Origin of the sequence: Streptomyces sp. NBC_00568, assembly GCF_026341855.1 — a bacterium.
Classification (GTDB): domain Bacteria; phylum Actinomycetota; class Actinomycetes; order Streptomycetales; family Streptomycetaceae; genus Streptomyces.
Window position 1 is genome coordinate 562,905 of sequence record NZ_JAPENW010000001.1, and the last position, 21,905, is coordinate 584,809.

The window sequence follows — 21,905 nt, forward strand, 5'->3', positions numbered from 1 at the left end:
GTTTTTACGCGCGGCACCTTTGATCAATAGGATCCGCCGATGATCACAAGACAACGGCTGGCGGCGGGCGTCTGCGCCCTGCTCGCCGCCCTGGCCGCCGGGATCGCCTTCCCGGCCGGAGCGGTCGCCGACGAAACCACGGCTGTCGCTCCCAAGGTCGAACTCCTGCTGGACGTCAGCGGTTCGATGCGTGCCCGGGACATCGACGGCGAGTCGCGGATGTCCGCGGCGAAGCAGGCGTTCAACGAAGTGCTCGACGCGACCCCGCAGGAGGTGCAGCTCGGCATCCGCACCCTCGGCGCCAACTACCCGGGGGACGACCGCAAGAAGGGCTGCAAGGACACGGCCCAGCTGTACCCGGTGGGGACCCTGGACCGCACCGAGGCCAAGACCGCCGTCGCGACCCTCAGTCCGACCGGCTGGACCCCGATAGGCCCCGCCCTGCTCAAGGCGGCCGACGACCTCGAAGGCGGTGAGGGCACCCGTCGCATCGTGCTCATCAGCGACGGCGAGGACACCTGCCAGCCGCTCGACCCGTGCCAGGTGGCCCGCGAGATCGCGGCCAAGGGCATCGACCTGACCATCGACACCCTGGGGCTGGTCCCCAATGTCAAGGTGAGCAAGCAGCTGAGCTGCATCGCCGAGGCCACCGGGGGCACGTACACCTCGATTGAGCACAAGGAGCAGCTCAGCGACCGCGTCAACCAGTTGGTGGACCGCGCCGCCGATCCGGTGGTGAAGCCGGTGGCCGTGAAGGGTGCCGACTCGTGCACCGGGGCGCCCGCCGTCAAGTCGGGCATCTACACCGACCGCGAGGAGTTCGCGCAGCACCGCTGGTACCGCGTGGAGCTCGAGCCGGGCAAGGAACTGCGCGCCTCGGTGAGCATCGCGGCGGACCGTCAGGTCCGTCCCGACTACGGGGTGATGCTGCGTGCCGTCACCACGCGCGGCCGGGAGATCGTGCGCGGCGAGGCGGCCGGGAACGGCCGCACCGACGTCGTCTCGACCGGTCTGCGCTACCCGAAGGCCGAGAACGACGACGAGTACGGGGCCGCCGAGGTCGTATGCCTCCAGGTGTCCAACTCCTTCTCGGCCGCGGCGGGCGTGAAGACCACGCCCGGACTGCCGCTGGAACTGACCGTCGACGTGGTCGACGGCCCCGACCAGGCGAGTGACGTGGCCTCCTTCGGCCTCGGACGCGGCTGGTGGCTGCTCGGCGCCCTGGTGCTCACCGGCTTCCTCGCGGGTGTGCTGTGGGGCTGGATCTCCCGTTGGCGGTTCTCGGTCTGGAGGACCAACTGATGCGTATCCGACGTGTGCTGAGCACCGCCGCGCTTCTCGCGGGGGTCGCCGCGGCGCCCGCGCTGCTCGGAGCGGCCGCTTCCCCGGCCGTCGCCGACTCCTCGCCGTCCGCGAGTCCGTCGGACGACGACGCCGCGCCCACCGAGGCCGGTACGTCGTTCCGTACGGCGACCGAGATCGAGCAGGGCCTGCGGGCCACCGCCAGCGGGTCCGCGGGCGACTACCTGTACTGGTCGTTCCCCGCGGACGCCGGGCAGCGGCCCACCGTGAAGGCGACGGTGAAGCTGCCCGAGGCGTCCAGGCGCGCCTCCGCCGAGACCTGGCAGATCGACGTGTACGACGGGCTGCGGCGCCGTCAGGCCTGCCAGTTCGGGTCGCAGACCCGGACGGCGGCGACGGACGCGGCCTCCGTGGAGCTGTCCTGCACCCTGCGCACGGTCCGCGCCTGGTCGGAGACCTGGGCCAACGACCCGCTGCCGGGCACCTATTACATCCGGCTGACCGCCACCGGTCTCGGGGCGGCCGACCTGGGTCTGCCGGTGAGCACGGAAGTCCAGGTGGATTCCAAGGACATCGGCGGTTCGGCGGCGGTCGACGGCTCGCTCGCCGAGCCGCTGGTGCCGGGCATCGCCACGACGGCCGAGAAGTCCGACGAGGAGTCCGACTCCGCGACGGCGGCGCTGTCCTCGCTCGAACCCGACGACGGCTGGACCTCCGGCTGGTGGTCCGACCGCTGGGTGTGGACCGCGGTCGGCGGCGTCCTCGCGGCCCTCGCGGGCATCGGCGGATACGCGCTGACGCGGGGCACCGGACGGCCTTCCCGGGTTCCGCCGGGCGCCTGACCCGTACGGCCGCAGAAGCCCGCCGCGCTCCCCGTCCGGGAGTACGGCGGGCTTCTGCCGTCCCGCCCGGTGTCAGACCTCGCGCAGGGCCTTGGCCAGGGGTCCGTCGCCCGCCACGTCGACGCTCCGCTCGCGCAGCGCGTCGAGCAGCGTCAACGTCCCCCGGCTCATGGCCTCGCACGTCGGCGTGTCCATTGTCAGGCGGACGTCGGGCTCCCGCGGGGCGGTCCCGTCCCCGTGGAGCGGCCCTTCCTCCGCGCCCGGCCATACATGGAACCGGCCCTCGTCCAGGTGGACTTCGACCAGTCCCTCCCCCACCCCGGCGGCGTCCAGCCCCCGCAGCAGCGGCAGCGCGAACCAGTGCGCCCGTACGGCGTCGGTGGGCCGCCGCTCGCCCAGCGCGGGCGCGCCCCACTCTCCGAGCGCCTGGAGCACGGGCAGCAACTCCCGTCCTCGGGAGGTGAGTTCGTAGACATAGGCCGCGCCGGGAGGCGGCAGGCGCCGCCGGGTGGCCAGACCGTCGCGCTCCATGTCCTTGAGCCGGGAGGCGAGGACGTCGGTGCTGACGCCCGGCAGATCGGCGTGCAGATCGGTGTAGCGGCGCGGTCCGCCGAGCAGTTCGCGGACGATCAGGAGGGTCCACCGGTCCCCGACCGCGTCGAGGGCGCGGGCGGCGGAACAGTACTGGTCGTAGCTTCGGCGCGGTGACATGCGACGCAGTCTAGCTATCTTGTTGGACTTTCCAAGCTCGTACTTGGTAAAACCAAGCAACACCACAACCGGAGGGCGCAGCGCATGGAGTTCCGGCAGTCGAGCAAGCTCAGCGAGGTCTGTTACGAGATCCGCGGCCCGGTGATCGAGCACGCCGACGCACTGGAGGCGGCGGGCCACAGCGTGCTGCGCCTCAACACCGGCAACCCCGCCCTCTTCGGGTTCGAGGCGCCGGAGGAGATCCTCCAGGACATGATCCGGATGCTGCCCCGGGCGCACGGCTACACCGACTCCCGAGGCGTCCTGTCCGCCCGGCGGGCCGTCGCCCAGCGCTACCAGGACCGGGGCCTGGAGGTCGGCGTGGACGACGTCTTCCTCGGCAACGGCGTCTCGGAGCTGGTCTCCATGGCCGTACAGGCCCTGGTCGAGGACGGTGACGAAGTCCTCATCCCCGCCCCGGACTTCCCGCTCTGGACGGCCGTCACCACGCTCGCCGGCGGCAAGGCGGTGCACTACCTGTGCGACGAGCAGTCCGAGTGGTACCCGGACCTGGAGGACATGGCGGCCAAGATCACCGACCGGACCCGCGCGGTCGTCATCATCAACCCCAACAACCCGACGGGCGCGGTCTATCCGAAGGAGATCGTCGAGGGCATCCTCGATCTCGCCCGCCGGCACGGGCTGATGGTGTTCGCCGACGAGATCTACGACCAGATCCTGTACGACGACGAGGTGCACCACTCGGCCGCCGCCCTCGCCCCCGACCTGGTGGTGCTCACCTTCTGCGGGCTGTCGAAGACCTATCGCGTCGCCGGCTTCCGGTCCGGCTGGCTGGTCGTCACCGGGCCCAAGCAGCACGCCCGCAGCTATCTGGAGGGGCTGACGATGCTGGCCTCCATGCGGCTGTGCGCCAACGCTCCGGCGCAGTACGCCATCCAGGCGGCGCTCGGCGGCCGCCAGTCGATCCACGAGCTGACCGGGCCCGGCGGCCGGCTCCGCGAGCAGCGCGACCGCGCCTGGGAGAAGCTCAACGAGATCCCCGGCGTCTCGTGCGTGAAACCCAAGGGCGCGCTGTACGCGTTCCCGCGCATCGACCCCGCGGTGCACCCGATCCACGACGACGAGAAGTTCGTCCTCGACCTGCTGCTGCGCGAGAAGATCCAGGTCGTCCAGGGCACCGGCTTCAACTGGCCGCGCCCCGATCACTTCCGCATCCTCACCCTCCCGCACGCCGACGACCTGGACGCGGCGATCAGCCGGATCGGGCGGTTCCTGAGCGGGTACCGGCAGTAGGGAGCCGGGGGACGCCGGTGGGCCGACCGGAGGAGCAGGTGCTGCGGTCCCGGGCGGCCGGTGTCACCGTACGAGGGACAGCAGCTGACGCAGGGACGGAAGGGCGCGGCGATGGGTGACCTGCTCCTCGTACGGCACGGTGAGACCGAATGGTCGATGTCCGGGCGGCACACCGGGTCGACGGATGTCCCGCTGACCGACAACGGCCGCGAGCAGGCGCGCCGGCTCGGTCCGCTGATCGCCCGGCACCACATCGCGGCGGCGTTCGTCAGCCCGATGCGCCGGGCGCGGGAGACGGCCCGACTGGCCGGGGTCGGCGGCGCCCGCGTCGACGCCGACCTCTCCGAGTGGGACTACGGCGGGTACGAGGGCATCACGACCGTCGAGATCCACCGGGAGCGGCCCGACTGGTTCCTGTTCACGGACGGTGTCACGGCCGGGCCGCCCGAGCACCCCGGGGAGAGCCCGGACGAGGTCGGGGAGCGCGCCGAGCGGATGCTGGCCAAGATCGACGCGGCCCTCTCCGAGTCGGAGGGCAGCGTGGTCGTCGTCTCGCACGGTCACTTCCTGCGGGTGCTGACCGCTCGGCGGCTCGGACTGACCGCCCAGTCCGGCGCCCTCTTCCAGCTCGGCACCGGGACGATGAGCCGGCTGAGCACCGAGCACCGGCGGCATGTGGTGGCCGGATGGAATGTCAGACCCGACGCGTACTGTTCCCATGAACCGCTCGCCCCGGCGGACGAGGAGCCGAAGGAGCACTGACCCGCGGCCGGGGACGAGTGCCGTGGCACCACCCTGTGGTGGAGGGAGCGCGCCGTGACACGACCGCCGAGCGCCGCACAGCGGCGCGTCATCGACGCCGCCGACCCCGTGACGGGGCGGCTCAAGGGCACCGAGGCCCAGCTCGCCGCACTGGTGAAGCGGGGGCTCGCCTTCCGTCATCCGCGGCCCCCGCGCGACCATTTCCTGACACCCGCCGGGCATCGGCTCCGTGAGTCGTCCGGGACGCCCGAGCCCGCCGGCGCCGCCGAGCCGTCCGCTCCCGCGGCGTCCGGGGTGTTCGCGGCGCGGACCGGCGGCGAGGCGGGGGCCGAGACGGGCCCCGCGCGGCTCCGGGAGGTGCACAGCGCCTGGCAGGGGCTCCTGGAGCTGCGCCGGATGACCACTCCGGACGGCGCCACCGACCGTCCGTGCGCCTGGGAGCGCGCGCATCTGGTGCAGGCCGCCGCCCTCGCGCTGGAGGCCGCGGGACACCAGCCCGCCGGAGCGGTGGGCGGCGGTTACCGGGTGCGTCCGACACCGCAGCCGGAGGCCGTCGCCGTACGCGAGCCGGACCCCGAGGCGCTGCGGGCCTGCGCGGTCACCCTGGAGAAGGCGGGCTGGCAGGCCGGCGAGCACACGGAGCCGCGCACGGGCGCCCGGTACGTTCTCGCCTCGCCCCGGCGGGCGTGAGGTGCGCGGGCACGGGCCGGTCCGGGAGCGCCGGGCACCCGCGACGCGCCGAGGCGCGGGCTCCGAAGGGTGTGCGGAACAAGGGAGTCGGACGAGCCCCGCCCGTGTGTGTGGGAACCGTCGCGGCCCCGTGGCCGAAAGCCTCCGGAGCCCCTGATGCGGTTAGTGTCGTGGCGGCCGCCGCAGCAGCCGAGGCAGCTGCCTCGTCGCAGCGGCTGAAGTCGTCGCCGTCGTGGTCGCATCGTTGTCGCCGTCGCAGTCGCCGTCGCCGTCGCAGTCGCAGTCGCAGTCGCAGTCGCAGTCGAAAGGAAAGTCGTGGCAGAGGTGTTTTCCGTCCCCGTGACCGTTCGCGGGTACGAGACCGATGTGCAGGGACATCTCAACCAGAGCGTGTATCTCCAGTACGCCGAGCACGCCCGCTGGTCGGTGCTCCAGGCGGCCGGGATCAGCCAGGCGGTCCTGGCGGCCCGGGGTGTGGGCCCGGTCGCGCTGGAGACGACCATCCGCTACCGGCGCGAGCTGCGGGCCGGCGACGAGGTCGAGGTGACCTGCGTCTTCCTCTGGGGCGAGGGCAAGAGCTTCCGTATCGAGCAGACCATCAGGAAGACGGACGGCACCGTGGCCGCCGAGATCACGGCGGTCGGCGGGCTGATGGACCTCACGGAGCGCAGGCTGGTGTCCGGCCCGCGGGACACCTTCACGTCACTGGCCACCGACCCGGGCCCGCTGGGGCTCTGACCTCCCCGGAGCGCCGCGCCACGCCTCGCACGGCCTACGCGTCGAGCAACTCCGGCCGGTGCGCCTCGTCGTAGGCCGCGCGGGACTCGGCGATCGTCACGCGGTGCCGCTCCGCCCAGTCGGTCAGGGAGAGCAGCGTCACGTGCAACTCTCGCGCCACCGGAGTGAGTTGGTACTCGACCTTCGGCGGCACCGTGGGATGGACGGTGCGGGTGACGAGACCGTCGCGCTCGAGATTGCGCAGGGTGAGGGTCAGCATGCGCCGGCTGATTCCCTCGATGCTGCGCTCCAGTTCGGTGAAGCGGATCGGGCCGTGCGCGGCGGCCACGATGATCAGCACGCTCCATTTTCCGGCGACCCTGTCAAGAACCTCGCGGACCGGGCACGCCTGCGCGAGCACTGCCTGCGAGGTAACACCGGTGTTCCCCTGGGACATCGAAGTGCCTCCTTATGCCGGTCTCCATGGTCACTGACGATGTACCCCGTTACAAGTCGTGCACCAAGGAAGAACGCCATGGAATCGAGACGGTCCATGGAGGACACGGAGGTCACCGGTCATGCTGTCCCGGACCGAGCCGGCGAGCTCGTCGACACCACGAACGTACTCCCGGTGGGCCTCGCTCGTCGTCCTGTGCGCGGGCACACTGATGACGATCCTGGACGGGAACATCGTCACCGTCGCCATGCCCGCCATCCAGAAGGATCTCGGCTTCTCCGCTCCCGGGCTCGCCTGGATCGTCAACGCCTATCTGATCCCGTTCGGCGGACTGCTGCTGCTCGCGGGCAGGCTCGGCGATCTGGTGGGCCGCCGGCGGATGTTCACGGCCGGACTCGCCGTGTTCACCGCAGCGTCCGTGCTGTGCGGGGTCGCCGACGGGCAGGGCATGCTGGTCGCGGCCCGCGCTCTCCAGGGCGTCGGCGGGGCGATGACCTCGGCCGTCGTCCTCGGCATGCTCGTGGCCCTGTTCCCCGAGCCCCGCGAACAGGGCCGCGCCATCGCGGTGTTCAGCGCGGTCGGCGCCGCGGGCGGGGCGCTCGGCACCTTCCTCGGGGGCGCTCTGACGCAGGCCCTCCACTGGCACTGGATCTTCCTGATCAACCTGCCGATCGGTGTGCTGGCCTGGGTCGCGGCGCTGCGCATCCTCGCCCCGGACACGGGAGCCGGCCTCGGCAGGGGTGCCGACTATCCCGGCGCGGTCCTGGTCACGGGTGCGCTGATGCTGACGGTGTACACGATCGTCGGCTCCGGAGAGCGGGGCCTCGGCGGCACCCTCGCGCTCGGCGTGCTCGCGGTCGCCCTCTTCGCCGGATTCACCGTGCGTCAGGCACGGGCCGCCCGCCCCCTGCTGCGGCTGCGGCTGCTGCGCTCCCGGACCCTGACGAGCGCCAACGGTGTGCAGATCCTGATGATCGCCGGGATGTACGGCTTCCAGTACATCGGCGCGCTCTACCTCCAACGCGTCCTCGGCTGCGGCGAGTTGCTCACGGGTACGGCGTTCCTGCCCGCCCCGATCGCCATCGGTGTGCTGATGCTGAGCCTGTCGGCGCGCACGATCGCCCGCTTCGGCCCGTACCGGGTCCTGCTCGCCGGACTCGCCCTCATCACCGCGGGCATGGCCCTGCTCAGCCGGGCCCCGGTCGACGGCTCGTACGCCACCGACGTGCTGCCCCCGCTGCTCCTGCTCTCCGCGGGATTCGCGGCCGCGATGCCCGCGGTGACGGGGCTCGCCATGTCCGGCGCGCGTCAGGAGGACGCGGGTCTGGCCTCCGGGCTCTTCAACACCACGCAGGTGGTGGGCGGTTCACTGGGTCTCGCCGTGCTGACGACGCTGGCGGCGAGCCGCACCGAGCGCCTGACCGGCGCGGGTGAGCACGTCGTCGCGGCGACGGCGGACGGCTACCGGCTGGCCTTCACGGTGGCCACGGTCATCGCGGCGACGGCCCTGACGCTGGCGGCCGCCCTCCTGCGCCCCGGGCGGAACTCCTCGACCGCCTCGGCGGAGGAAGAACCTCCTCACGCGCCCTCTTCCGCCGACCCGGCGTCGTCGGGCGTACGGACGGGCACCGGCACCTGATTGAAGCCGTAGTAGATCGCGAGGAGCCCGTGCGCGGCCAGGGTCAGCGGCGCCGAGACGAAGGACAGGGCGACCGCCGCCGGGTAGGCGAGGGAGCCGAGGGCGAAGCGGACCCGGGTGCGCCGGGCGCCCTCCAGGTCGACACGGCTGTCGAGCAGGCGCCCGGTGCGGGTGAGGTGCCACCACACGGCCTGGAACGCGAGGGCCATGGCGACCATGACCAAGCTGTAGACGGCGGCGGCGACATGGGACGGCCCGCCTTCGCGCAGGTACTCCGCGACCATCGCCGTCGGCCAGGGAATGGCGGCCACCACCATCAGCAGAAGCAGGTTCAGGAACATCAGCGTGCGGTCGACCCGGGCGACATAGCTGAAGACCTGGTGGTGGTTGATCCACATGATGCCGATCACCAGAAAGCTGACGACGTAGGCGGCGTAGGAGGGCCACTGCTCTCCCAGCGCGTGCCACAGACCGCCGTGCTCACCGACCTCGGGGACCTTGATCTCCAGGATCAGCAGGGTGATGGCGATGGCGAACACGCCGTCGCTGAAGGCCTCCACACGGCCCGACTCGTTCATGACCGACTCTCCCCGTTGTGACCGCGTCCGCACGTGGTTGCCGTGCGGCTTCCGTGCCGTACGTGCCGTTCATGCGCTCAGACCGTAACCCGGCGCGGCTCGACAGTCGGCCCCGATGCGTCAACTCGCCCTCGCCCGGCGGGTATACGCCGTCTTCAATCTCTGGTAGGAAACTTTCCTAACAGTACGCGGCAGCATCACTCCCCCATCGGAGGTACCGTGCGCACCCCCCACATAGGCACATCGCGTCGCACCCTGCTCACCCTGATCGGAGCCTCATTGGTAGCTGGCCCCCTCATCGCCACCCAGACGGCGACCGCCGCCCTCGTCGGCCTGGACGACCCGGCGAAGAAGGAGATCGCCATGAAACTGGTCTCCAGCGCGGAGAACTCCTCGCTGGACTGGAAGGCGCAGTACAAGTACATCGAGGACATCGGCGACGGACGCGGCTACACCGCCGGGATCATCGGCTTCTGCTCGGGCACCCACGACATGCTCGACCTCGTCGAGCTGTACACCCGGCGCAAGCCCGGCAACGTCCTGGCCAGGTACCTGCCCGCGCTGCGCGAGGTCGACGGCAGCGACTCTCACGAGGGCCTGGACCCCGGCTTCCCCGCCGACTGGCGCCGGGCCGCGCAGGATCCGGCGTTCCAGCAGGCGCAGAACGACGAGCGCGACCGTGTCTACTTCAACCCCGCCGTGCGGCAGGGCAGGACCGACGGCATCGGGGTCCTCGGGCAGTTCACGTACTACGACGCCATCGTGATGCACGGCGACGGCGGCGACAGCACCAGCTTCGGCAGCATCCGGCGGCGCGCCCTGGCGAGGGCCAGGCCGCCGGCCCAGGGCGGTGACGAGGTGACGTATCTGAACGCCTTCCTCGACGCGCGCGTGTGGGCCATGAAGCAGGAGGAGGCCCACTCCGACACCAGTCGGGTCGACACCGCGCAGCGGGTCTTCCTGCGCAACCGCAACCTGAACCTCGACACTCCGCTGGACTGGAAGGTCTACGGAGACAGCTTCCACATCGGCTGACGGGCGCGGAACAGGCGGAGGGCGCGGCACATGTCCAGTGCCGCGCCCTCCGTGGTCCGTTCATCAAGTCGGCTCGCACCGGCGGCCGTTGGTCCCCGAAGAACGTGCGGGCCGCGATGTCCGACTCAGTGGGCCGGTACCGCCTTGAGGTCCTCGCCCGCCTCCATCGGGTGGGTCACGTCCCCCGCGTTCTCGCGTCCCCTGCCGAGGTGGTTGAAGACGAGGTTGAGGACGACGGCCGCGACGCAGCCCGTGGAGATCCCGGAGTCGAGGACGATCCGTACGGTCTGCGGGAACGCGTGGTAGAACTCGGGCGCGGTGATCGGGATGATGCCCACCGCGAGGGAAACGGCCACGATCAGCACGTTGTTGTCCTTCTCCAGGCCCGCCCTGACCAGGGTCTGGATACCGCTGGCCGCGACCGAGCCGAACAGGACGACACCCGCCCCGCCGAGCACCGGACGCGGTACGACGGCGATCAGGGACGCGGCCATCGGGCACAGTCCCATCAGCACCAGGAAGCCGCCGCCGGTGGCGACGACGTACCGGCTGCGGATCCTCGTCATCGCGACGAGGCCGATGTTCTGGGCGAAGGCGCTGCACATGAAGCCGTTGAAGAGCGGGCTCAGCGCCGAGCCGAGGGTGTCGGCGCGCAGTCCGGCCGCGATGGTCCTCTCATCGGCGGGGCGCTCGACGATCTCGCCCAACGCCAGCATGTCCGCGGTCGATTCGGTCATCGAGACGACCATCACCACGCAGAGCGAGAGGATCGCGGCGAGCTGGAACTGCGGGGCGCCGAAGTGGAACGGCGTCGGGAAGCCGACCACGTCCGCGTCGGCCACCGGCCCGAAGTCCGTGACGCCGAAGGGGATCGCCACGAGCGTGCCGACGACCAGGCCGAGCAGGACCGCGATCTGCTTGACGAAGCCGCGGGTGAAGCGGCGCAGCAGCAGGACGATGACGAGGGTCACCGCCGCGAGGCCGAGATAGGTCCGCGAACCGTAGTCGTCCGCCACGGGGTTCGGGCCCTGCGCCCAGCCGAAGGCGACCGGCAGCAGCGAGACACCGATGAGCGTGATCACCGTGCCGGTGACGACGGGCGGGAAGAAGCGAACGGCCTTGCTGAAGAAGGGAGCCGCGATGAATCCGAGCACGCCGGCGACCATGACCGCGCCGAAGATGACCGGCAGGGCGTCGCTCTTGTCCTTGGCGGAGGCGACGACCGCCGTCATCGGCGCGACGCCGGCGAAGGTGACGCCGTTGACGAAGGGCAGCCGGGCTCCGATCTTCCAGAAGCCGAGGGTCTGCAGGAAGGTGGCGAGCCCCGCGGTGAACAGGCAGGCGCCGGTGAGGAAGGTGAGTTCGGTGGCGGAGAGACCGACCGCGGCGCCGACGATCAGGGGCGGGGCGACGACTCCGGCGTACATGGCGGCCACGTGCTGCAGGCCGCTGGTCGCCATCTTCAGGGCGGGCAGCTTCTCGTCGACCGGGTGTTTCGACCCGATGGCCGTTCCGGCTGGTCCAGTTGCTCCGGATGTTCCCGTTTCTCCGGTCGATCCAGTTGCTCCAGTTGCTCCAGTTGGTCGTGCATCGGTGCTGGGCTCGGGCTGGGCGGCCACGGCGGCTCCTCCGGTCGGGTACACGTCGCCGTCGACGTGGGTGTCAGGGAGGTGATGCGCGGTCGTGCGGGACCGGGACGATGACCGTCGCGCGGACACGGTGTCCACGCGGCGGAGACCGTTCCGGGGCGCGCACGTCCATGCACGCCCCGGCTACGGCCGCCGTGGACCCCGCTCGGGTCCACGGCTACCGGCCGAGGGCCGTCCCCCTCCGCCGGAGTTCTGCGGTGGTCAGGCCTGCGCGGCGATCCGCGCCAGGCGCTGTGCCTCGTCCCGCGTGGAGCGGGCGATGGCGTCCTCGTCGACGTTGAGCAGGCGGCTGTCCTCGACGACCGGCTTTCCGTTGACGAGCGAGAGGGTGACCGGGGCTGCGGCGCCGAAGACCAGCGCCGTCACCGGGTCGGCGATCGAGGCGTGCGCCAGGGTGTCGAGCTTCCACAGCACCAGGTCGGCGAGCTTGCCCGCCTCCAGGGAGCCGATCTGGCTCGCGCGGCCGAGGACCTGGGCTCCTCCGTAGGTGCCGAGGCGCAGCGCCTGACGGGCGTTCAGGGCGGCCTCGCGGTGGGCGCCGAGCCGGTTGATGAGCAGGGCGTTGCGCAGCTCGGTGTGGAGTTCGCCCGACTCGTTCGACGCGGTGCCGTCGACGCCGAGGCCGACCGGGACGCCCGCCGCGAGCATGTCGGGGACCCGCGCGATACCGGCGGCCAGCCGGGCGTTGGAGGACGGGCAGTGGGCGACGCCCGTCTTCGTACGGGCGAAGGCGGCGATGTCGGAGTCGTTCATGTGGACGCAGTGCGCCATCCACACGTCTTCGCCGAGCCAGCCGGTCGACTCGAAGTACTCGGTCGGGCCCATGCCGAACAGTTCCTTGCAGAACTGCTCCTCCTCCACGGTCTCCGAACCGTGTGTGTGCAGCCGTACACCCTTGCGGCGGGCCAACTCGGCGCCCTGCTTCATGAGTTCGGTGGAGACGGAGAAGGGCGAGCAGGGCGCGACGGCGACCTGGGTCATGGCGTCGAAGGAGGCGTCGTGGTGTTCGTCGACGGTCGCCTCGGTGGCGGCCAGCGCGCCTTCGAGGGTCTCTACGGCGAAGTCCGGCGGCAGTCCGCCGTCCTTCTCGCTGCGGTCCATGGAGCCGCGGGCGAGGGTGAAACGGACGCCCGTCTCACGGGCGGCCCGGATGATGGCGCCGGACAGGTCGCCGGATCCCTTGGGGAAGACGTAGTGGTGGTCCATGGCGGTGGTGACGCCGCCGCGGGCCATCATGGCGAGGGAGCCCTGAGCGGCCGCGTAGGCCATCGGCTCGTCGATGCGCGCCCAGGTCGGGTACAGCGCGACGAGCCAGTTGAAGAGGTTGTGGTCCGTGGCGAGGCCGCGGGTGATCCACTGGTAGAAGTGGTGGTGGGTGTTCACCAGACCGGGCGTGGCCAGGTGCCCGGTGCCGTCGATGCGGCGGACCACGTTCTCCAGGTTCTCGGGGGCCTTTCCGGGGCCCACCGACTCGATCCTGTTGCCGGCGACGACGATGTGACCCGAGGCGTACTCGGTGTCGCCCGCGTCCACGGTCGCGATGGCGCAGTTCTCGATGACGATGCGCTGGACTGCCACGACGGTTCCTCGTTCTTCCCATTGGCGGACGGACCCGGGGGCCGAGCGGGGTGACGACCGGGTCCGTGGTGCTGTCATTGCGCAGATGCCCCCGCTCTCCCCTGGGACTTGACGCCGGCGCACGCGTCGGGGGTCGAGCAAGTAGTCCTGCGGTGCAGTACTACAAGTTGCTGAGGTCCACCGGGATGCGCGGCTCGCAGCCGTCGCGCAGGACGGTGCCCTCGATGAGCCCGTACGGGCGGTCGGCCGCGAAGTAGACCTCGTTGTCGTTCTCGAGGCCGAACGGCTTCAGGTCGACAAGGAAGTGGTGCTTGTTCGGGAGCGAGAAGCGGACCTCGTCGATCTCGCTGCGGTTGTTGATGATCCGCGAGCCCATTTGGTACAGGGTCTGCTGGAGGGAGAGGGAGTACGTCTCCGCGAAGGCCTGGAGCATGTGCTTCCTGACCTGGTCGTAGGACTTCTCCCAGTTGGGCATCTTCTGCTCGTCGCCGGTCCAGTTGAAGCGCCAGCGGCCGGAGACCTGGGTGGCCAGGATGCGGTCGTACGCCTCCTGGAGCGTCGTGTACTTGTCCTTGACGTAGCCCCAGAACTCGGAGTTCGTCGAGTTCATCACGACGAGGTCCTTCAGGCCCGAGATGACCTCCCAGGTCTCACCGTCGTAGGTGATCTGGGTGACGCGGGTCTCCTGGCCCTTGCGGACGAAGGAGTGCTTGACCTCGTCCGCGCCGATGAACCGGGAGTTGGCGTCCGAGGCCTCGATCCGCTCCCAGGCGTACTCCTCGATACGGATGCGTGCCCGCTTGATCGGCTCCTGGCTGGTCACGAAGTGCCGGGCCAGATGGATGCCGAACTGCTCGGCGGACTCGATGCCGTACTCCTTGGCGAAGGCGTACACCGTGTTCTTGGTGGTGTCCGTGGGCAGGACGTTCGCGTTGGAGCCCGAGAGGTGGACCTCCTGCATGTCGCCGCTCAGCGCGACGGACACGTTCAGGTCCTTGATGTGGTGCGTGTCGCCGTCGCGGGTGATCTTGACGACGCGGTTCTCGGCCTTGCCGTACTGGTTCTGTCCCAGCATCACAGGGTGGGCGCGGCGGGAATTGTCGGTCATGTCTGCTAGCTCCCTCGGTAAACGGAGTAGCCGAACGGGTTGAGCAGCAGCGGTACGTGGTAGTGCTCGCCCGGCCTGACGGCGAAGGTGATCGTCACCTCGGGGAAGAACGTCTCGCTGTCCCGATTCGCGGGGGCGTCCTGCTGCGCATCGGCTTGCTGTGTCGCTGGATCCGACTCGAAGTACCGCTCGACCGCGAAGTCGAGCCGTACATGGGTCGTGCCCTCCGGCAGCGCCGGAAGGTCCTTGCACCGGCCGTCCGCGTCGGTCGCGGAACCGCCGAGCGCCTGCCAGTCGGCCTCGCGCCCGGCGCGGGCGGCGAGCTGGACGGCGACGCCCTCGGCGGGGCGGCCGACGCTGGTGTCCAGGATGTGGGTGGACACGGAGGCGGTGGTGTCGGTGCTCATGCCTCTTCTTCCTGTACGAGACGGCCGAGCCGGATGCGGTTGATCTTCCCCAGTTCGACGCGGACGATCTCACGCTCCCGCTCGGCCGAGTTGCCGATCCGTTCCTTGACCGCGTCGCGCATCTGCTCGCCGGTCCGGCCGGTGGCGCAGATGAGGAAGACGTGGCCGAACTTCTCCTGGTAGGCCAGGTTCAGTTCGAGCATCTCCTCCTTGAGTTCCCCGGAGGCGCCGGCCATGCCGCGCTGTTCCCGGGAGGAGGTCGGATCGCCGGGTTTCGGGCGCCCGATGGGCGGGTGCCCGGCCATCGCCTCGGCCAGGTCCGCGTCTGTCAGCTCGGCCATGGCGGCGTCGCTCGCGGCGAACAGGTCGTCGGCGGTGGCGCAGGGGCGGGCGGCGAGCAGCCGCTCGGCCCATGCCCGGGAGGCGCAGGCCTCGTGCAGGGCGGCGAAGGCCGCGCGCTCCTCCAGGGCGTTGAAGCGGGCGAGGCCGCCAGGTGTCGGACTCGACGTCACGGGAGCCTCCGTGGCCTTGTGCTGGACGGGCTGCGGATCAGCTAACGCCCTCAGAAACACCACGTCAACACTTTGTTGAAAACTTCGGGTTACAAAAACCGCCGCCCGATCGAGCCGGACGGCGGCGGGTGACGGCAGGCGGACCCCTGCCGTCCTGAGACGCGTTTGCGCTGGTCAGGCGTCCTTTTCGCGATTCAGATAGTTGTAGACGGTGAACCGGCTCACGCCGAGCGCGGTCGCCACCGTCTCCACACCGTGCCGCACGGAAAAGGCCCCGCGCGCTTCCAGTATGCGCACGATCTCCTGCTTGGCCTTGCGGTCGAGCTCCGCGAGCGGCTTGCCCCGCTTGCGCTCCAGGGCGGCGAGGATGTGGTCGAGCGAGTCGGCGAGCTGGGGCAGGCGCACGGCGACGACGTCCGCGCCCTCCCAGGACAGCACGACGTCGTCGACGCCGGCCTGCTCGGGCGCCAGCATCTCGCCCCCCATGGCGTCGACCAGCGGCTTGACCGCCGCGACGAAGGGGTCGTCCCCGATTCCGGTCACTTATCGCCCTCCCCGGCGGCGCCCACGACGTTCACCTGGAGGGAGACGCGGGTGGCGCCCGCCTCCAGAGCCTTGCGCAGCAGATCGTCGACGGCGGTGAGCACGGCGTCCGCGCCGCCTTCCGCGGTGTTGCCGAACGGGCCGACGTCCACGGCATCCAGTTCGGCCGCCTCGATGACCTCACGGGCGACCAGCGCGTGCCGCGGCGCCTCGTCGAGGTCGAAGGGCTCGGTCGTGAACTCCACTCTCAATCGCACGGGCTCAACCTACTGCGCGCCCCGGACATCCCGGCATCCCCCTCGGGCCCGAGCCGGTCACCCGGACGGCTTCGCCCTCGGCACCCCCTTGACAAGGTCCGACACCCGACGGCAATCTTCCATTAAGCAGAAACGAACTTCCGCAATACGGAATCACCTCGAACCGCCGGCCCGGCCGACAGCACGGCCGCCAGTACGGAAGGGAGCGCCGAACCCATGGGATTCGCGGACCAGCGCTTCAACGTCAACCTGTCGATCCTCTTCACGGAACTCCCGCTCCTGGAGCGCCCGGCGGCCGCCGCCGCGGCGGGCTTCACCGCGGTCGAGCTGTGGTGGCCCTGGGTCGACTCCCCCACCCCGGAGCAGGCCGAGCTCGACGCCCTGAAGAAGGCGATCGAGGACGCGGGCGTCCGGCTGACGGGGCTGAACTTCTACGCCGGACAGTTGCCCGGCCCCGACCGGGGCGCCCTGTCGATCCCCGGTGAGGAGTCGGAGAGGTTCCGCGCCAACATCGACGTGGCCGCCGACTTCGCCGCGTCGCTGGGCTGCGGGGCGCTCAACGCCCTGTACGGCAACCGCGTCGAGGGCGTGGACCCGGCCGAGCAGGACGCGCTCGCCCTGGAGAACCTGGTTCTCGCGGCCCGGGCCGCGGACCGGATCGGCGCGATCCTTCTCGTCGAGACCCTCAACCGGCCGGAGTCACCGCTGTACCCGCTGGTGACCGCCCCGGCCGGCGTCGGCATCGTCGACAAGGTCAACCGGGCGACCGGCCTCGGCAACGCCAGGTTCCTCATGGACCTGTACCACCTCTCCATGAACGGCGAGGACCTGCCGCAGGTGATCGCCGCCTACGCCGACCGGACCGGCCATGTGCAGATCGCCGACAACCCCGGCCGCGGCGCCCCGGGCACCGGCACCCTCCCGCTGGAGGAACTCCTCGACCAGCTGGCCAAGGCCGGTTACGAGGGCTGGGTCGGCCTGGAGTACAAGCCGGGCGACCGGCCGAGCGCGGAGGCCTTCGACTGGCTGCCCGCCGACGTCCGGGCCGCCCGCTGAGCGGCACCCCCGAACACGCAGCAGAGATTCCAGAGAGGCACCCTCATGAGCAACGACAACCTCCCCAAGGTGGCCTGGATCGGTCTCGGCATCATGGGCTCGCCCATGTCGGAGAACCTGATCAAGGCCGGGTACGACGTCACCGGCTTCACGCTGGAGCAGGACAAGCTGGAGCGCCTGGCCGCCGCGGGCGGCACGGCCGCCGCCTCGATCGCCGAGGCCGTGCGTGACGCCGACGTGGTGATCACGATGGTGCCCGCCTCCCCGCAGGTCGAGGCCATCGCGTACGGCCCCGACGGCATCCTGGAGAACGTGAGGTCCGGCGCGCTGCTGGTCGACATGTCCTCGATCACCCCGCAGACCTCGGTCGACCTGGCGAAGGCGGCGAGGGACAAGGGCGTCCGCGTCCTCGACGCCCCCGTGTCCGGCGGCGAGGCCGGTGCGATCGAGGCCGTACTGTCGATCATGGTCGGCGGCGAGCAGGCCGACTTCGACGAGGCGGAGCCGATCTTCGAGGCGCTCGGCAGGACCATCGTGCTGTGCGGTCCGCACGGCTCGGGCCAGACCGTGAAGGCGGCCAACCAGCTGATCGTCGCCGTGAACATCCAGGCGTGCGCCGAGGCCGTGGTCTTCCTGGAGAAGTCCGGCGTGGACCTCAAGGCCGCACTCGACGTCCTCGGCGGCGGGCTCGCGGGCTCCACCGTGCTGGCCCGCAAGAAGGACAACTTCCTGAACCGCGACTTCAAGCCCGGCTTCCGCATCGACCTGCACCACAAGGACATGGGCATCGTCACGGACGCCGCCCGCACCGTCGGTGCCGCGCTTCCGGTCGGCGCCGTGGTCGCCCAGCTCGTCGCCGCCCTGCGCGCCCAGGGCGACGGCGGACTGGACCACTCCGCGCTGCTGCGCGCTGTCGAGCGCCTCTCCGGCGCCCGGATCTGAACCACGGCTGGAACCGGCGGGGAGCCGGCCGACGACCGGCCGGACCCTGCCCGGGCCCCCCGACTTCCAGGCCCCTGACTTCCGGGCCGCGGCGGCGCTGACACCTGTCCTGTCGCGCCCAGGCGCCGCCGCGGCCCGGATCCGCCTTCAACAAACTGTTGACGTCCAGTTCACCCCGAACCTAGGCTCCACCAAGCGGTAGATGTCCACATAGCGGAAGAGGGTTTCCGCTGATCCCGCTGCCCTCTCGTACGGAAGGTCCACGATGTCGAAGCGCGTGCTCACGACCGAGTCCGGCGCCCCTGTCGCCGACAACCAGAACTCCGCCACCGCCGGCGTCGGTGGCCCGCTCCTCCTCCAGGACCAGCACCTCCTGGAGAAGCTCGCCCGGTTCAACCGCGAGCGCATCCCGGAGCGCGTGGTGCACGCCCGCGGCTCCGGCGCGTACGGCTACTTCGAGGTCACGGACGACGTCACCGGCTTCACGCACGCCGACTTCCTGGACACGGTCGGCAAGCGCACCGAGGTCTTCCTGCGCTTCTCGACCGTCGCCGACAACCTCGGCGGGGCGGACGCGGTCCGCGACCCCCGCGGCTTCGCTCTGAAGTTCTACACCGCCGAGGGCAACTACGACCTCGTCGGCAACAACACCCCGGTCTTCTTCATCAAGGACCCCATCAAGTTCCCCGACTTCATCCACTCCCAGAAGCGCGACCCGTTCACGGGCCGGCAGGAACCGGACAACGTCTGGGACTTCTGGGCGCACGCACCCGAGGCCACGCACCAGGTGACCTGGCTGATGGGCGACCGGGGCATCCCGGCGTCGTACCGCCACATGAACGGCTACGGTTCGCACACCTATCAGTGGACGAACGCCGGGGGCGAGGCCTTCTTCGTCAAGTACCACTTCAAGACGAACCAGGGTGTCCGCAGCCTCTCCACCGAGCAGGCGCAGGAGCTCGCGGGCAAGGACCCCAACTCCCACCAGACGGACCTGCTCCAGGCCATCGAGCGGGGCGTGAACCCGTCCTGGACGCTGTACGCGCAGATCATGCCGGCGGCCGAGGCGGCGGACTACCGCTTCAATCCCTTCGATCTCACCAAGGTGTGGCCGCACCAGGACCACCCGCTCCAGCGCGTGGGCCGGCTGGTCCTCGACCGCAACCCCGACAACGTCTTCGCCGAGGTCGAGCAGGCCGCCTTCTCCCCGAACAACTTCGTTCCGGGCATCGGTCCCTCCCCCGACAAGATGCTCCAGGGCCGCCTGTTCGCCTACGCGGACGCGCACCGCTACCGCCTGGGCGTCAACCACACCCAGCTCGCGGTGAACGCGCCGAGGGCCACCACCGCGGACAACTACGGCCGCGACGGCCTCATGGCGTCCAACACGCAGGGCCGCGCCGCGAAGAACTACGAGCCGAACTCCTACCACGGCCCGGCCGAGACCGGCCGCCCGCTGTCGGCCCCGCTCGCGGTCGCCGGGCACACCGGCACCCACGAGGCGCCGCAGCACACCAAGGACGACCACTTCTTCCAGGCCGGAGAGCTGTACCGGCTGATGTCGGCCGAGGAGCGGTCCCGGCTCGTCGCGAACATCGCGGGCGGCCTCGCGCAGGTCTCCCGCGACGACGTCATCGAGAAGAACCTCGCCCACTTCCACGCCGCGGACCCGGAGTACGGCAAGCGGGTGGAGGAGGCGGTCCACGCCCTGCGCGAGGACTGAGAACCCGACTCGCGTACCGCCCTTGACGGGAGGTCAGGACGGTACGCGCAGCCCGCGGTGGATCGAGCGGCCCGGATGAGGGGTGACCGCGCGAAAGACCCGCGGGCGAGGCGAGGACCGCGGCGGCATGCGAGCCAGTGCGGTGGTGAAGGTCCCGGGACCCGCTTCTCGACCTGAGGGAAGAGGCGTCACGGTTCCGTCGCATCCGCCGCGGTCCCAGCCACACCGGCCCACCAGGGCCCGCCCACTCCGTCCGGCGGCGCGAACGTACTGTCGCGCCCAGCCTCGCGCCGTCGGACGGCAACAGCCCATGCCTCACCGGCGGAGCGCCGGGTACGGACGGTCCCGTACCCGGCGCTCCGCCTTCCGTGCGCGGCGGACCGGGCCTCCGGGTGCGGATTCCGGCCGCGCGCAGCAGCCTGGGACCATGGAGGCTGACGGCATGGAACTTCCGAGGATCGTGGTGCACACACCGGCGCTGGACGGATCGCGGCGGGTCACCGAGGGCGACCGGGTGCTCGGCATCGCGTACCACCTCGACGACGTGGTCGAGATCCTGCGCCAGGCGGACGTCGACCTCGACGCGATCGAGGTCGAGGAGAGCGACATCATCGAGTGGCAGGGCGGCGGCCCCGACGACTGGCCCGGCCTCTCGGAGCACACGGACGGATGAGGTCGAGGGCCGCGGCTCGCGGCCCGCCGCGTGCCGCGTGCCGCGAGCTGCGAGCTGCGAGCCGAAACGGGCGGCAATCGGACTCCAGGCGTACGCAAGCGGGCGTAGAAGGCCTACGGAACCCTCAAATCAACCTCTGAACACTGCCCCGGGGGCTTCTCCTCCCGCCGAATGAGGCACATTCTCGGCACACGGGGCCCGCCGGCACGGGGGCGGCGGGTCCCGAACGGGGGAAGCACGGGGGCACGGGGGAAAGCACCATGAGTGGGAGCGCGGCGGTCGGGCCCAGGCCTCAGACCGTCGCGCTGCCGCGTGAGGGCCCCCACCGGACCGTGAGGCTCACCGCGTCGGCCCCGCGTCCGCGGGATCCGGCGGCGGGCCGGACCGGCCTCGGCGGTGCGGCGGAGCACGCACCGCCCCGGGGCGATGAGGACGGCGGCGGAGGCCGCTGCGTCGGGGTCACCGGCGACGGGACCGGCTGGGGCTCCGGAGGCGGCCCGTACTGACCGCCCGCGGGTCCTTCAGGAACGGCAGGATGTGCCGCAGGAAGAGACCCGGGCGCTCGTTGTACGGCTCGTGGGCCGTGGGCAGCAGAACACTCAACGTCCCTGCGGGGAGCATGCGTTGAGCACGGCGGCCGTCGAGGAGAGCGGGGACGACCGGGTCACGGCTCCCCCACACGAGCAGGATCGGCAGATCCAGGGCGGCGGGGTCCGCCAGGCCGAACTCCGGGTCGGCGAGACCGCGCCAGACGGCGCAGTGCACCGCCAGTCTCCGTTCGTCGTGGGGCAGTTGGCGGACGCGGGCGTACGTCTCCCGGGCGCTGGGCGTGCCGAGCCGGCCCAGATAGGCGCGGGCCAGCGGGACGACCAGCCGGCGGGCACGGGCGGGACGGCCCATCACCTCGCGGCAGAACCAGCGGGTGAACGCGGTGTGCCGGGTGAAGCCGGCCGGGTCGACCAGGACGAGCGCGGTGACCGACGCGGCGCGGGGGCCCTCGGCGAGGCGGCAGGCGACATAGCCGCCGACGCTGTTGCCGAGCACGGCGACCTCCCGCACGCCCTGCTCCTCGGCGAGCGCGTCGATCACCCGCTCCGCGACCTCCACCAGCCCCTCGGGAGTGACCCGGCCGGGTTCGGGCGCGGTGGAGTCGCCGTATCCGGGCCAGTCCACGACGAACGTGCGGTACCGGTCGGCGAGGGCGGGCAGCACGGCGTCGAAGTCACGGCCGTCCCCGGGATTGGCGTGCAGAAGCAGCAGCGCGGGGGCGTCGGGCGGGACGGAGGTGCCCTCCGGCCGGGCGCCGGGATACGGGGGGAAGCAGCGTACGGCGATGTCGCCGAGGGGGGTGGGGACGGTCATCCGCATGGGGCGAGCATGCCGGACCCGCCCGCGCCTGGGAACAACGCGCGAGGGCGGCCCATCCCCCGG

General features: G+C 71.1%; 23 protein-coding genes. 12 read left to right on the forward strand and 11 right to left on the reverse strand.

Going from position 1 to position 21,905, the window contains the following annotated elements:
* Positions 1-39 precede the first annotated feature (39 nt).
* On the forward strand, positions 40-1,302 hold the full coding sequence (locus OOK38_RS02455; RefSeq protein ID WP_266763733.1) for a VWA domain-containing protein: 1,263 nt from the start codon (positions 40-42) through the stop codon (positions 1,300-1,302).
* Positions 1,302-2,144, forward strand: a complete 843-nt coding sequence (locus tag OOK38_RS02460) for a hypothetical protein (RefSeq protein ID WP_266763732.1) — start codon at positions 1,302-1,304, stop codon at positions 2,142-2,144. Before OOK38_RS02455 ends, OOK38_RS02460 begins: the two co-directional genes overlap by 1 nt.
* Before the next feature lie 72 nt (positions 2,145-2,216).
* On the opposite strand, the gene OOK38_RS02465 is transcribed toward OOK38_RS02460, so the two are convergent.
* A complete protein-coding gene (locus tag OOK38_RS02465; RefSeq protein WP_266763731.1) occupies positions 2,217-2,855 on the reverse strand; it encodes a helix-turn-helix domain-containing protein in 639 nt (212 codons plus the stop codon).
* 84 nt (positions 2,856-2,939) lie between these two features.
* Between OOK38_RS02465 and OOK38_RS02470 the strand changes: the two genes are divergently transcribed.
* From OOK38_RS02470 to OOK38_RS02485, 4 genes are all read left to right on the forward strand, one after another.
* Positions 2,940-4,148: a pyridoxal phosphate-dependent aminotransferase gene (locus OOK38_RS02470; protein WP_266763730.1), complete on the forward strand. Its 1,209-nt coding sequence runs from the start codon at positions 2,940-2,942 to the stop codon at positions 4,146-4,148.
* A gap of 111 nt (positions 4,149-4,259) precedes the next feature.
* Positions 4,260-4,910: a histidine phosphatase family protein gene (locus OOK38_RS02475; RefSeq protein WP_266763729.1), complete on the forward strand. Its 651-nt coding sequence runs from the start codon at positions 4,260-4,262 to the stop codon at positions 4,908-4,910.
* 54 nt (positions 4,911-4,964) lie between these two features.
* Entirely contained in the window at positions 4,965-5,600 is a 636-nt protein-coding gene (locus OOK38_RS02480) for a hypothetical protein (protein ID WP_266763728.1), read from the forward strand.
* Positions 5,601-5,915: 315 nt separating this feature from the next.
* Entirely contained in the window at positions 5,916-6,338 is a 423-nt protein-coding gene (locus OOK38_RS02485) for a thioesterase family protein (RefSeq protein ID WP_266763727.1), read from the forward strand.
* Positions 6,339-6,372: 34 nt separating this feature from the next.
* On the opposite strand, the gene OOK38_RS02490 is transcribed toward OOK38_RS02485, so the two are convergent.
* Complete coding sequence (locus OOK38_RS02490) at positions 6,373-6,774, reverse strand: helix-turn-helix domain-containing protein (RefSeq protein WP_266763726.1); 402 nt, start codon at positions 6,772-6,774, stop codon at positions 6,373-6,375.
* A gap of 121 nt (positions 6,775-6,895) precedes the next feature.
* Between OOK38_RS02490 and OOK38_RS02495 the strand changes: the two genes are divergently transcribed.
* Complete coding sequence (locus OOK38_RS02495; protein ID WP_266763725.1) at positions 6,896-8,413, forward strand: MFS transporter; 1,518 nt, start codon at positions 6,896-6,898, stop codon at positions 8,411-8,413.
* On the opposite strand, the gene OOK38_RS02500 is transcribed toward OOK38_RS02495, so the two are convergent.
* Positions 8,353-8,991 carry a TMEM175 family protein gene (locus OOK38_RS02500; RefSeq protein ID WP_266763724.1) on the reverse strand — a complete coding sequence of 213 codons (639 nt, stop codon included), beginning with the start codon at positions 8,989-8,991 and terminating at the stop codon, positions 8,353-8,355. The two genes, OOK38_RS02495 and OOK38_RS02500, sit on opposite strands and share 61 nt — an antisense overlap.
* Positions 8,992-9,210: 219 nt before the next feature.
* Between OOK38_RS02500 and OOK38_RS02505 the strand changes: the two genes are divergently transcribed.
* On the forward strand, positions 9,211-10,026 hold the full coding sequence (locus OOK38_RS02505) for a chitosanase (protein ID WP_266763723.1): 816 nt from the start codon (positions 9,211-9,213) through the stop codon (positions 10,024-10,026).
* A gap of 125 nt (positions 10,027-10,151) precedes the next feature.
* On the opposite strand, the gene OOK38_RS02510 is transcribed toward OOK38_RS02505, so the two are convergent.
* The 7 genes from OOK38_RS02510 to OOK38_RS02540 all read right to left on the reverse strand — a co-directional run bounded on the left by OOK38_RS02510 (position 10,152) and on the right by OOK38_RS02540 (position 16,080).
* Positions 10,152-11,531, reverse strand: coding sequence for a nucleobase:cation symporter-2 family protein (locus tag OOK38_RS02510; RefSeq protein ID WP_266765914.1), 1,380 nt, complete (start codon positions 11,529-11,531; stop codon positions 10,152-10,154).
* 345 nt (positions 11,532-11,876) lie between these two features.
* On the reverse strand, positions 11,877-13,253 hold the full coding sequence (locus OOK38_RS02515) for an 8-oxoguanine deaminase (RefSeq protein WP_266763722.1): 1,377 nt from the start codon (positions 13,251-13,253) through the stop codon (positions 11,877-11,879).
* A gap of 160 nt (positions 13,254-13,413) precedes the next feature.
* Complete coding sequence (gene pucL, locus OOK38_RS02520; protein ID WP_266763721.1) at positions 13,414-14,361, reverse strand: factor-independent urate hydroxylase; 948 nt, start codon at positions 14,359-14,361, stop codon at positions 13,414-13,416.
* Between the two features lie 5 nt (positions 14,362-14,366).
* Positions 14,367-14,768 (reverse strand): hydroxyisourate hydrolase, encoded by a 402-nt coding sequence (gene uraH / locus OOK38_RS02525; RefSeq protein WP_266763720.1) that lies wholly within the window; start codon positions 14,766-14,768, stop codon positions 14,367-14,369.
* On the reverse strand, positions 14,765-15,280 hold the full coding sequence (uraD, locus tag OOK38_RS02530; RefSeq protein ID WP_266763719.1) for a 2-oxo-4-hydroxy-4-carboxy-5-ureidoimidazoline decarboxylase: 516 nt from the start codon (positions 15,278-15,280) through the stop codon (positions 14,765-14,767). The genes uraH and uraD overlap by 4 nt, the downstream gene beginning before the upstream one ends.
* 174 nt (positions 15,281-15,454) lie before the next feature.
* Complete coding sequence (locus tag OOK38_RS02535) at positions 15,455-15,823, reverse strand: helix-turn-helix domain-containing protein (RefSeq protein ID WP_266763718.1); 369 nt, start codon at positions 15,821-15,823, stop codon at positions 15,455-15,457.
* Positions 15,820-16,080, reverse strand: coding sequence for a hypothetical protein (locus OOK38_RS02540; RefSeq protein WP_266763717.1), 261 nt, complete (start codon positions 16,078-16,080; stop codon positions 15,820-15,822). Before OOK38_RS02540 ends, OOK38_RS02535 begins: the two co-directional genes overlap by 4 nt.
* 216 nt (positions 16,081-16,296) lie before the next feature.
* Between OOK38_RS02540 and OOK38_RS02545 the strand changes: the two genes are divergently transcribed.
* The 4 genes from OOK38_RS02545 to OOK38_RS02560 all read left to right on the forward strand — a co-directional run bounded on the left by OOK38_RS02545 (position 16,297) and on the right by OOK38_RS02560 (position 20,474).
* Complete coding sequence (locus OOK38_RS02545; protein ID WP_266763716.1) at positions 16,297-17,136, forward strand: TIM barrel protein; 840 nt, start codon at positions 16,297-16,299, stop codon at positions 17,134-17,136.
* 45 nt (positions 17,137-17,181) lie between these two features.
* A complete protein-coding gene (locus OOK38_RS02550; protein ID WP_266763715.1) occupies positions 17,182-18,078 on the forward strand; it encodes a 2-hydroxy-3-oxopropionate reductase in 897 nt (298 codons plus the stop codon).
* Between the two features lie 265 nt (positions 18,079-18,343).
* The gene (locus OOK38_RS02555) at positions 18,344-19,801 is read left to right on the forward strand and encodes a catalase (RefSeq protein ID WP_266763714.1); all 1,458 of its coding nucleotides are present in this window, start codon (positions 18,344-18,346) and stop codon (positions 19,799-19,801) included.
* Positions 19,802-20,243: 442 nt separating this feature from the next.
* Positions 20,244-20,474, forward strand: coding sequence for a hypothetical protein (locus tag OOK38_RS02560; protein WP_266763713.1), 231 nt, complete (start codon positions 20,244-20,246; stop codon positions 20,472-20,474).
* Between the two features lie 459 nt (positions 20,475-20,933).
* Here OOK38_RS02560 and OOK38_RS02565 read toward each other — a convergent pair whose 3' ends face one another.
* Entirely contained in the window at positions 20,934-21,842 is a 909-nt protein-coding gene (locus tag OOK38_RS02565) for an alpha/beta fold hydrolase (protein ID WP_266763712.1), read from the reverse strand.
* Positions 21,843-21,905: the final 63 nt, after the last annotated feature.